The sequence below is a fragment of the Alteromonas alvinellae genome (assembly GCF_902705805.1).
The window spans coordinates 1-10674 of sequence record NZ_CACSIH010000139.1 but is presented as its reverse complement, the minus strand read 5'-3'; the positions used below and the strand labels follow the sequence as shown (position 1 = coordinate 10674).

Below are 10674 nucleotides of genomic sequence, written 5' to 3'. Positions count from 1 at the left end.
AATTTCATTCAAGTATGATTTTGCCCTGATATCAGCGATAGATTATTTATAAAAACCATCTAGCCAGCGGGATAAATAACACTTAGACTGCGAGGATAAAAATAAAAACGACAGGTATTGCGCCAGTGGGCTAGGCACGCGGCGCTCGACATCACTTTTATGTTTTTCCAATACACGCCAATTAATGAAAAGGTCTGGGTATTGACCAATTTTTACAAACATAAGTGATGAAGTACTTTTCATTTTAGTAACAAGGGTTCTCAATTTAATGTCACAACAAAAAGTAGGTTTAGTGGGCTGGCGCGGTATGGTTGGCTCAGTATTAATGCAGCGCATGCAAGAAGAGCAGGATTTCGCGCACATTGAGCCCACCTTTTTCACCACCTCGCAGAAAGGTAGAGCAGCACCAGATTTTGCTGGTAAAGATGCTGGTGTTCTAGAAGATGCGCACGACATCGAAGCACTATCTAAACAAGATATCATTATTACTTGCCAAGGCGGTGATTATACAAAAGCAGTTTATAATGACCTTCGTGCATCAGGCTGGAATGGCTACTGGATTGACGCAGCTTCAGCGCTTCGTATGAAAGACGATGCCGTCATTGTACTAGACCCAGTAAACCGTAAAGAAATTAATAGTGGCATTGAAAAAGGCATTCGTACCTACGTAGGTGGAAACTGCACGGTTTCCCTTATGCTTCTGGCACTCGGTGGCCTGTTTGAGAAAGACTTGGTTGAATGGGCTTCGCCAATGACCTATCAAGCTGCTTCAGGTTCAGGTGCACAGCACATGCGTGAGCTAATCAATCAAATGGGTGCAATTCACAGTAATGTGAAAGCTAAAGTTGAAGATCCTGCTACGGCGATTTTAGAAATTGACCAGCAAGTGTCTGAGTTTATTCGAAGCGCAGACTACCCTAGTGAACAGTTTGGTGTACCGCTTGCGGGTAGCTTAATCCCTTATATCGATTCGCAACTACCTTCAGGTCAAAGCCGTGAAGAGTGGAAAGCCCAAGCCGAAGCAAACAAAATTCTAGGCATTAAAGGCGGCGAAGTACCGATTGACGGTATTTGCGTGCGCGTTGGCGCTATGCGCTGCCACAGTCAGGCGATTACACTTAAGCTTAAGAAAGACTTGCCTGTAAGCGAAATTGAAGAGATTCTTGCGGCTCACAATGAATGGGTAAAAGTTGTTCCAAACGACCGCGAAGCGACCATGCAAGAGCTCACGCCAGCGAAAGTGACCGGCACGCTATCTATTCCAGTTGGCCGTATTCGCAAATTGACTATGGGCCCAGAGTATATTTCGGCATTTACTGTAGGCGATCAGCTATTGTGGGGTGCCGCAGAGCCGCTTCGCAGAATGCTGCGCATTGTGCTTGAGCAAAAGTAACGACAAGCTTATAGCTAATTAATCTGAATATAGAGCGCCTTGCTGTGTCGTTACACGCAAGGCGTTTTTTATCAGACTATAAAAGTCAGAATCACTAGACATCGTAGACACGATAGCGCTATTTTGCCGACTCAGACCAAACAGCAAGCTCATTACCACCTGGCTCGACAAAATGAAAGCGACAGCCCCCCGGGAAGTTAAACAGCGGTTTAGTAATTACTCCACCTGCTTTTTCTACACATTCTTGCGCTTCAGAAATGTTAATGGAATACAGCACCAATAAAGGCGCCCCACTTTCTGCCTTCATCACACGTTGTGAAGAAAAAATCCCTCCGTCCATGCCAGCATTGCTGAACGCACTGTATTCACTGCCATAATCGGTAAAACACCAGCCAAACGCACTTTCAAAAAACGCTTTTGAGCGGCGAATATCTAGAGATGCAAATTCGACATAGTTGAGTTTGGTGCTTTCTTGCATGTCACTCTCCTCTTTTTAAATAATGATGAGCTCATACTATCACCAACTTTAGACTTATTGATTAAATTCTAAACGCGTCTAATCGTTTAACATGAGACAAATAGCAATTATTCGGGTCACTTAGTTTGCAGCATTTTATTAGTTTGGCTTTATTGCTTGCCCTAACTTGGAGTATGGAAACGGTTAGTGCTCATGCATCTATCTCAGACAAGGTCAGCGAAATTAAAGTGGACGTTGAAACCTTAGTGCCTTTGCCTATAGGGGCTGCAATAGAAAAGCTTGAAGCTTGGTTGTTATCTGACACATTAACGCAAGATGAAAAAAGAAAAGTGGGCGCGCTTTATGTTCAGTACCAACTCTCAATACATCAACGCCCTTCCGAAAAAATCTTAAATACGCTGATTGCGTTGCAAGACAACTCGAGTGAAGGGCTTACAATAGCTACTGGTGTAGCAAGAATGTATGGTATTTCCGCAGACTACGAAAAAGCCTACGAATACTTTAACCGCGTTGTTGCAACGCCTACTATTCCACCAAGCATAAAAGCCTACGCGCTCATTTACCAAGTATTGACCTACAGCGAAGGTCAGGTTTTTGCGCCAAACGCTGAGCTTATCAACACGGTAAATGAGATACTTACCGAGCATAAGCTCACTGAGCTTAAACCCTTGTACTACGCAATTGTGGCAGACTACTATCAATCAGTCAGCGCTTATGACATTGCGCTGTCTTACTATGAGAAGTCGCTTGATGGCGCCAAAGTTGAAAACCAACGAATTTTGGTCAGCGACAACCTTTACGCCATTGGTATTCTGTATAGAAATCTAGGAAACTATAGCAAGGCCATCGACTATTTTGAACGCGCCATTGAATTCGATTCGCAAATTGATATCAACTATTCTGAGTTTCTTGCCACTTACGGTATCGCCACAACTTATTATCGTTCAGGTAACCTCCAGAAAGCACTAACACTGTCTGATATCGTTCTTGCCCATCCTCTCTCATCTTCTTTTTACAATAGCGAGATTTACCGTTTAAAAGCGGAAGCCCACCTTAGTTTAGGAGAACTGGATAAGGCGACAAACGCGCTCAATAAAGCACGTCAACTCTACGATGAAAACCGCGAAGCCGAGCAAACGACTTGGCGTGCCCAACTTGATAAAACAGAAGCCTACATTACTGCTGCGAAAGGTGATCACGCGCTAGCATTCAAACAATTTGAGGTTTTCCATGAAGCTTATTTGAATGCAAAGAAATATGAAGACTTAGAGCTAATAAAAAGCGCCAACTTAATTGATCAGATAACTCAAGAAAAAGACAGAGCAAATCAACTTGAGAATGAGAATAAAGCATTCGAGGAAGCGCTTTTGTTGAAAACAGAGGCTCAGCGCACCCAATCTCTTTTTTCCACGTTGCTCGTCATACTTATCACACTCACACTAGTAACAATTGTTATCATTCTGACTTTATTGAGTAAATCAAGACAGGCTAATGCGCTTTACTTAACGGCGAAAGAAAAAGCAGAATTAAACAACCGGTTAAAGTCTGAGTTTATTTCTAATATTAGTCACGAAATCCGCACGCCTTTAAATGCCATTATTGGTTTTGGACAAACATTATCAAACCGTGCGGTCGATATGCAGGCAAAGGATCTCACCAAGAAAATCGTCAATGCGTCTGAAATGCTGCTTCAACTTATTAACGACCTACTCGACTTTTCGAAGATTGAAGCGGGCAAGCTAACGTTGGCTATAAGGCCTCACGACATCAATGAAAGCCTGCGCACATTAGTCGACATATTTTCAGACCAAGCGGAACGCAAGGGATTAGTGCTCCAGCTTCATATCGACAAAAGCCTTAATAACGATTTGATGTTTGACGAACTTAGATTTAAGCAAATATTGGCAAACCTAATAAGCAATGCCATCAAGTTTTCTGATAAAGGGATTATAGAAATTGGGTTATCCGTAGTAGAGTCGAACGATAGTCATTGTGCCCTGCACTGCTGGGTAAAAGACAACGGGATTGGTATTTCGAAAGAAAACCAAGTAAAGCTGTTTACGCCTTTTACGCAAGCTGAAAGCTCCATAGCGAGAAAGTATGGCGGCACAGGCCTAGGGCTTAACATCAGTAATAATCTGCTTAAGCTAATGGGCTCTTCACTAACGCTTGAAAGCGAATTAGAACGAGGCTCTACTTTTTCTTTTGATGTCACGTTTGCTGTTGCAGCAGATATTGATGTTCCGCTGTCTGAGACAACTCAGCAACACGTTACGCTAGAAGGTGCTCGTGTCCTCCTTGCAGAAGACAACGACATTAATGTTGAGGTAATCAAAGCGCTTCTTGAAGAATTCCGTTTAGATTTAACACACGTATCAAACGGACAAAAGGCCATTGATGCATTGAAAGCGTGCACTTATGATTTGGTACTAATGGATATTCAAATGCCTGAAGTTGATGGGCTTAGTGCCACACGGCATATAAGAAATGTGCTTAAGTTAAAAACCCCCATCATTGCCCTAACAGCTAACGCCATGCAGCAAGATATCGACAACTGTCACGCGGCAGGAATGGATGCCCATGTGGGCAAGCCCGTAGACAAGGCTCGCCTTGTTAACACACTAGGTGAGTTTCTTGCTCGCCCGGCGTGAGTAGTTAAAAGCTGACGTCCCACTGCAGAGAGTAGATGGTCTCGTCCCCTACTTCAGTATCGAACTGATCCAGTGAAACCCTGCTTACCTCTGCGGTTAGTTTGTTCTCGTGGCCATTAAAAAAATAGTTGAATGCTACTGTCTTTTCAAAAAAGCGTTCGTCTTGTTCACTGTCTCGGGGCGAATAGGTCCCGAAGCGTGCAGCCATTTCAAGGGGCTCTGGCCACCAGCTGATTGATTCACTCAAAAAATAACCCGCCTGCACATAATAGCCGCGCAGCGTAGTTTCTCTATTGTTGTCCGCTAAATCCACAATATCTTTTTCATGATATTCCGCTTGAGCATTAAACCCTTTATAAAAATAGGCACCATCAATCACAAACTGCTGAATGTCGTACCGACCTTCGATCTCGCCCGCACTAAAGTTGGCTAAATTACCAGCGCCAGACGATGAAAAACGCGTAAACTGGCTTTTGAACTTCGCACCTGCTATTGCTAGAGCGGCTTTGGGCGTAGCTGTTCGTTTAATGTCACTGTTTTTAAACCCGACAGACTCACCTAAGAAATTCCACTGTAATCGCCCTGTATACATATTCTCGCCATCGTGATTGCTATAATCACCACGGCCTGAGCCATTGAATACTCCTACCCAGTAATTGAAATTGGCCGCGCCTGGGCCATCAAGATTTCCGTAAAGGGATGCCCCCATTTGCCTATCTAGCGTAAAAATTCTGTTGATGATTGAACGATCCATCATTTGCTGGCCGCCACTGCTAACACTGCGCTCTCTGGAATACTCGACTTTCCACTGACCAACCTTAAACCGAAGCGCGTCATACTTTTCAAAGGATAGTGTAGCGGTCAGGGTGCGCTGATCGACAGCATCATATTCCACACCATATTTAATCCAAGGCAAACCAATGTGACCGTCTAATTTGACCCGCGCCCTGTTAACGCCAAATTGATTACCGGCGTTATGCTCAAAGTCAGCACGCTCGGTAGGCTGGCTTATACCGGGATTGGCATAGCGAAACTGAAGTCTACCGCGCACGCGTAGTGAGAAGGTATTGTTGTCGCTTTGAAATGAAAGGCCGTTGCCATTGTATTGAGAGAACGTTGCGCTAGATTCGCGCTCGGCATCAACCTCAGACGCTACAACCGCCGTATGGAAAAGCGACGCCCATAAAGCACACAACAGAAGACATGAAGAAAGACGATTTTGAAAAAGCAAAGCACACTAAATATAACGGAAGTTTGCGCGCAGGATATATACTTTAGTATAAGATTCAAGTGCCCTGACATAAAAATGACACAAAACTGTAATATTTAACGTTGAAATACACCGTTAGATAGACCTGTCACTTTAACAGTAAAGCATTTGCTGGTAAGTGAGGACTTCCTTTCTGAGCAACTTCGTGTTGTTTGATCAGGTTAACAATATGCTTATTCACTGGCGTAGCTATGTGATTTTTTTCACCTAGCCTGACTATCTCGCCGTTCAAATAATCAATCTCCGTTCGTCGCCCCAGTGCCAAATCTTCATACATTGATGAACGTGCTTCGGGATCTATTTTAAGCGTAGATGAAGCCACCACATTGAATAAAAAATTAGGTAGCTTCATAATTTTTGGCATCAGTTTGGGAATGACCTTACCGGTTCTTGCTGGTGCAATTCCTTCCGCTTTTAATACTGCTAACGCCTCGGACAACACCTTTGCCATAACCAACCTATATTGCCTATCCCCTAGCTGTGATTTCAGCGGTATACCCGACAGTGCATTGACCGCGTTATTCAAGTTCATAATAAGTTTGCCATACTGTACAGCTTTCATATCGTTATAAACCGTAACGGGCAACGACGCGTTGTTAAGCGCTTTTATGATGTCACTACATTGGTTATTGGGGTCTTCAAGGGCAATATTACCTTCAGTACCACAGTGAAAATGGCCGTTGCCTTTATAAAAAACATTGAAAGGCACCATGCCTGCAATTACGCATTGCTTTATGTGCTGGCGAAGCAGGTGTGCATTACCCACTCCGTTTTGAAGACTGACTACGACTGCTGATTGCTTTGCATGCTGATTGATTATCGCAGCAGCCTGCTCGGTATCTTGGCTTTTAACGCAAAGCAAAATGACGTCAGCATGACTTAAACTATCGTTCTCAATCGAAAAAGCTATATGCTCAGGCTTTGTTAGCTGCTCACGCCCTTGCCAATCCGTTACTTTAAGACCATTGGCAGTAATATCATCATATAAACGCTGACGGCCAATGAGCGTAAGCGCATTAGCGGCACTCAATGTGGGGGCAGAGGCTAACAGGCAGCCCGCTACATAACATCCAATACTTCCCGCACCTAACACGGCAATTTTCATTATTGACTCCCAATGAAAGTTTAGCTTTCAACACTTTGTTAGACTGCGATTAAACGATCAAAATGTAAACACAAAAATCACAATGAAATAACAAAAAGTGTTTCAGTATCAGTTATTTCCTATCAGTCCGATTTATTCTTTCAATTTTCTCCGGCGTCGTGATCTCCCTACAATTAGACCAAGTAGTCAATTTATAGTCATGGTCAAATAGAGGGTTATCATGTCGGGTCAACAATCTGCTCCTTCTCTCGCTTATTCAAAAGCACACAATGCTGAAATGTCGAACAATGGCAAAGTTGCCTTGGTTGCGGAAGGTGGTGGACAGCGAGGAATTTTTACGGCAGGCGTACTCGATACATGGTTAGACGCCGGACACGACCCTTTCGATATTCTTATTGGCACCTCAGCAGGCTCACAGAACTTAACGAGTTTTGTGGCGCGTCAAAAAGGCTATGCAAAGCGTCTTATTCGCGGCTTAACTCGACACAAACGCTTTTTCCAAATGGGAAGAGGTTTAATGGGCAAACATATTGTCGATTTAGACTGGTACTTTGACAAAACCCAAGAAGCGAACCGTTTACTTGATCTTGATACTGCGAAGGCTAATGTTGCGGACAGAGAAATTTTATTTACCGCCACAAATTCCAGAGACAGACAGGCGTATTTTCTCGATCCAATGAAAAGTACTCACAACTGGGTCGATCTTATCAAGGCTTCGAGCGCCCTCCCCTTACTTTACAAACAGGGCGTACCGCTGCACATTGACGTCGAGACGAAACAGGCAGCCAATACCGATTTCTTTCTAGACGGTGGCTTGGCTGCACCGTTGCCTGTTACCGAAGCATACAAGCGCGGCGCGACGAAAATCGTAGTTATTCGCACCGTAGATAGAGGCTTTCAAGTACAGTCGCCTTGGCTACAAAAGTTAAGCGCGGTAATGTGCGCAACGGGCACGTGCCCAAAGACCATCGACTATCTGCTGCAGCACGAACAAGCGTATCAAAAAGAACTGGCGTTTATTGAAAACCCGCCAGAAGGCGTAGAGGTTATTCAAATTTTTGCGTCAGATAAGCTTCAAAGTAAATTGTTAGGTAGTACAGACGCACAACTTCGTCATGATTATAAGCTCGGTAAGCAAGCTGGAAGTGCCTTTTTAGAAACCGAAAACAAAGTCATTGCTTACCAGCTAGAGGAAAACAGACAGCCTGTTGCTCCGCTTTTCGATGTAACTGATACCCCCAAGGGCATGCATAGTAAAGACAGCGCTAAGTATAGTGTGAAATCAGAACATGCTGCATTAAATGGTAAACGTCCAATTAAGTTGCCTTTCCCAGCACGTCGAACAGGCAAAATAGATAAAGTAGACAAAGAGAATAGGATCTCCGCGTAGCCCGTTTACTCATTTGATAAAGGGTGCTTGGCAGCAGGTGCCTTTTCTCTATTTTGCTACTCTTTCAGTAATATTTCTGTGTTATTTCGGTGCTATTTCGGAGCTTGGTTCGCCATGTTTACATAATGACTTAGCAAGCTCCTCTCCCGTTCTTGCCTCTATTGGCGGCAAACGGGTTGACATTGTCTGGCAGAATATTTATAACGCGCTCACCCACATAATCATTAAATGTAACCATGTCAGAATTATCAACACCCGTAAAACAAACTGAAGCCCATAAACTTATCGACAGCCTATTGAAGTCGAACGACCCAACTGCTGATCTAGATAAGATTGCTGAAGAATTCAACATTGCGAACTGGGGACAGTCTAACGCTGTTTCTGCTGATTTATACTCAGCAGTTAGAGACTTGCTTGGCAAAGGCGTTGTGACTGGTAATGACCTAGTTTCTGGAAAAGACACCATGGACCCGATTGTACATAAAGTACAAGCGGAGACAGAAAAGCTTATTGCTAACCCAAGTGATGCAGACGCTGATCGCGTTCAAATGTTTGTACTTGGCTTCCTACGCACGTTTGTGAGCCAATTACTTCACCCAGGTACAAAGAAAGCGATTTACGCGAAAAAGCTTCCTGACCTAATTAAGCTTCACCAGCAAATTGCGAAGTAATTAGCAGCGGCGCGACATCACAGATGAAAAGCCATTAGCTTTAGCATACCAGCGTCGCAACAATCGCGTTTAAAAAAAACCCGCTACCCCGCGGGTTTCTTTTTACGTAAGCGAAAAGTATCCGCGCATCATCCAGCGCTGATCGGTAGGCACAAAAAACCGGCCTAAAGCCGGTTCTCAGTATTTGGCGGAGAGAGAGGGATTCGAACCCTCGATACGCTATAAACGTATACACACTTTCCAGGCGTGCGCCTTCAGCCACTCAGCCATCTCTCCAAATTTTGTATCAAGAAGATTTCAACGACGAAACCCCTTGAGCGCGCGTATAGTAGGTAAAGCCGCGCGCTTAATCAAGAACTTGCTGAAAAATATTCAGCAAGTGCTTATAAATCGTGCGCTTATAGCCCGCCTTTCGCTTTTAACTCGGCTGAGAAGTTAAGCATGCGATCAAGTGGAATAAGTGCGCCTTTACGCAATTCATCATCAACAAAGATTTCATGCCCATCAGTTTCGCCTGTTAAAGACGCCTTAATCGCTTCTAAGCCGTTCATTGCCATCCAAGGACAGTGAGCACAGCTTTTACACGTAGCGCCGTTACCGCCCGTTGGAGCCTCTATAAACGTCTTCTCTGGAGTAAGTTGTTGCATCTTGTAAAAGATGCCTTTATCGGTAGCAACAATAAAGGTGTCGTTATCCATGGTTTGCGAGGCTTTTATCAATTGACTGGTTGAGCCAACTGCATCTGCCATTTCTACCACGCTTGCGGGTGATTCAGGGTGAACCAGTATCGCGGCATTTGGATACAGTGCTTTCATGTCTGCTAGTTTCTGTGCAGAGAACTCGTCGTGAACGATACACTCGCCCTGCCACATTAGCATGTCGGCACCCGTTTGCTTGGCAATATACGAGCCTAAGTGTCGGTCAGGGCCCCAAATGATTTTCTTGCCCTGGCTGTCTAAGTGCTCAACGATTTCAAGCGCGATGCTTGACGTTACTACCCAGTCAGCGCGCGCTTTTACTGCCGCTGATGTATTCGCGTAAACCACTACAGTGTGGTCAGGGTGCTGATCACAGAATTCGCTAAACTCTTTTACCGGGCAACCAATATCAAGCGAACACGTTGCTTCAAGTGTTGGCATTAGTACGGTTTTTTCAGGGCTAAGAATTTTTGCCGTTTCACCCATGAAGCGAACGCCAGCAACAATTAAGGTTTGTTCTTGTGCATCTCTACCGAAACGCGCCATTTCCAATGAGTCTGCCACGCAGCCACCAGTCTCTTCAGCGAGTGCCTGAATTTCGTGGTCGGTGTAATAGTGTGCGACAAGCACAGCGTTACGGGCTTTAAGTAAAGCTTTGATCTCAGCCTTTAATTCAGCTTTACGTGCTTCTGACAATGGCTGTGGTTTTGCTGGGAACGGGTACTCTACCTGATCCACTCGAAATGCTACTGACATTAACCTACATCTCTGTTGCGACAAGGGTGCGGATTATACCCAACTGTCATAAAAATTACACACTACCTAATCAACATAAGGGTAATTAAATAGTCGTAGTTATGCTTACCTGTTCTACTACATGGGGTTAGGTAAACCAGATCAAAGTGCAAATGAGACGAGTAGCGTTTTAAAACGCAATAAGCATTGGCGTTTTGTACTGAGGAGATTATTTAAAAAAGGAATATTTGAGTTTGAGACTTGATGGTGGGTCGTGCTGGAT

8 protein-coding genes and 1 tRNA gene are annotated in these 10674 nt (G+C 44.2%); 4 read left to right on the top strand and 5 right to left on the bottom strand.

The features are described 5' to 3' along the window. The first annotated feature begins 268 nt into the window (after positions 1–268). The gene (gene asd, locus ACX5KA_RS10520; protein ID WP_458731094.1) at positions 269–1393 is read left to right on the top strand and encodes an aspartate-semialdehyde dehydrogenase; all 1125 of its coding nucleotides are present in this window, start codon (positions 269–271) and stop codon (positions 1391–1393) included. 118 nt (positions 1394–1511) lie between these two features. Here the strand turns inward: asd and ACX5KA_RS10515 are convergent, their stop codons facing one another. After that, on the bottom strand, positions 1512–1871 hold the full coding sequence (locus ACX5KA_RS10515; RefSeq protein ID WP_334049201.1) for a VOC family protein: 360 nt from the start codon (positions 1869–1871) through the stop codon (positions 1512–1514). Between the two features lie 125 nt (positions 1872–1996). On the opposite strand from ACX5KA_RS10515, the gene ACX5KA_RS10510 reads away from it, so the two are divergent. Then, positions 1997–4522 carry a hybrid sensor histidine kinase/response regulator gene (locus tag ACX5KA_RS10510; protein WP_458731093.1) on the top strand — a complete coding sequence of 842 codons (2526 nt, stop codon included), beginning with the start codon at positions 1997–1999 and terminating at the stop codon, positions 4520–4522. Positions 4523–4526: 4 nt separating this feature from the next. Here ACX5KA_RS10510 and ACX5KA_RS10505 read toward each other — a convergent pair whose 3' ends face one another. Continuing rightward, positions 4527–5753 (bottom strand): OprO/OprP family phosphate-selective porin, encoded by a 1227-nt coding sequence (locus tag ACX5KA_RS10505; protein WP_458731092.1) that lies wholly within the window; start codon positions 5751–5753, stop codon positions 4527–4529. A gap of 127 nt (positions 5754–5880) precedes the next feature. Further along, positions 5881–6897, bottom strand: coding sequence for a 2-dehydropantoate 2-reductase (locus ACX5KA_RS10500; RefSeq protein ID WP_458731091.1), 1017 nt, complete (start codon positions 6895–6897; stop codon positions 5881–5883). A gap of 220 nt (positions 6898–7117) precedes the next feature. Between ACX5KA_RS10500 and ACX5KA_RS10495 the strand changes: the two genes are divergently transcribed. After that, a complete protein-coding gene (locus ACX5KA_RS10495; protein ID WP_202940871.1) occupies positions 7118–8287 on the top strand; it encodes a patatin-like phospholipase family protein in 1170 nt (389 codons plus the stop codon). Positions 8288–8523: 236 nt separating this feature from the next. Continuing rightward, a complete protein-coding gene (locus tag ACX5KA_RS10490; RefSeq protein WP_458731090.1) occupies positions 8524–8958 on the top strand; it encodes a hypothetical protein in 435 nt (144 codons plus the stop codon). Between the two features lie 185 nt (positions 8959–9143). On the opposite strand, the gene ACX5KA_RS10485 is transcribed toward ACX5KA_RS10490, so the two are convergent. Both ACX5KA_RS10485 and nadA read right to left on the bottom strand, forming a co-directional pair. Beyond that, a tRNA-Ser gene (locus ACX5KA_RS10485) sits at positions 9144–9234 on the bottom strand. A gap of 122 nt (positions 9235–9356) precedes the next feature. Next, positions 9357–10412: a quinolinate synthase NadA gene (gene nadA, locus ACX5KA_RS10480; RefSeq protein WP_014948872.1), complete on the bottom strand. Its 1056-nt coding sequence runs from the start codon at positions 10410–10412 to the stop codon at positions 9357–9359. Positions 10413–10674 lie beyond the last annotated feature (262 nt).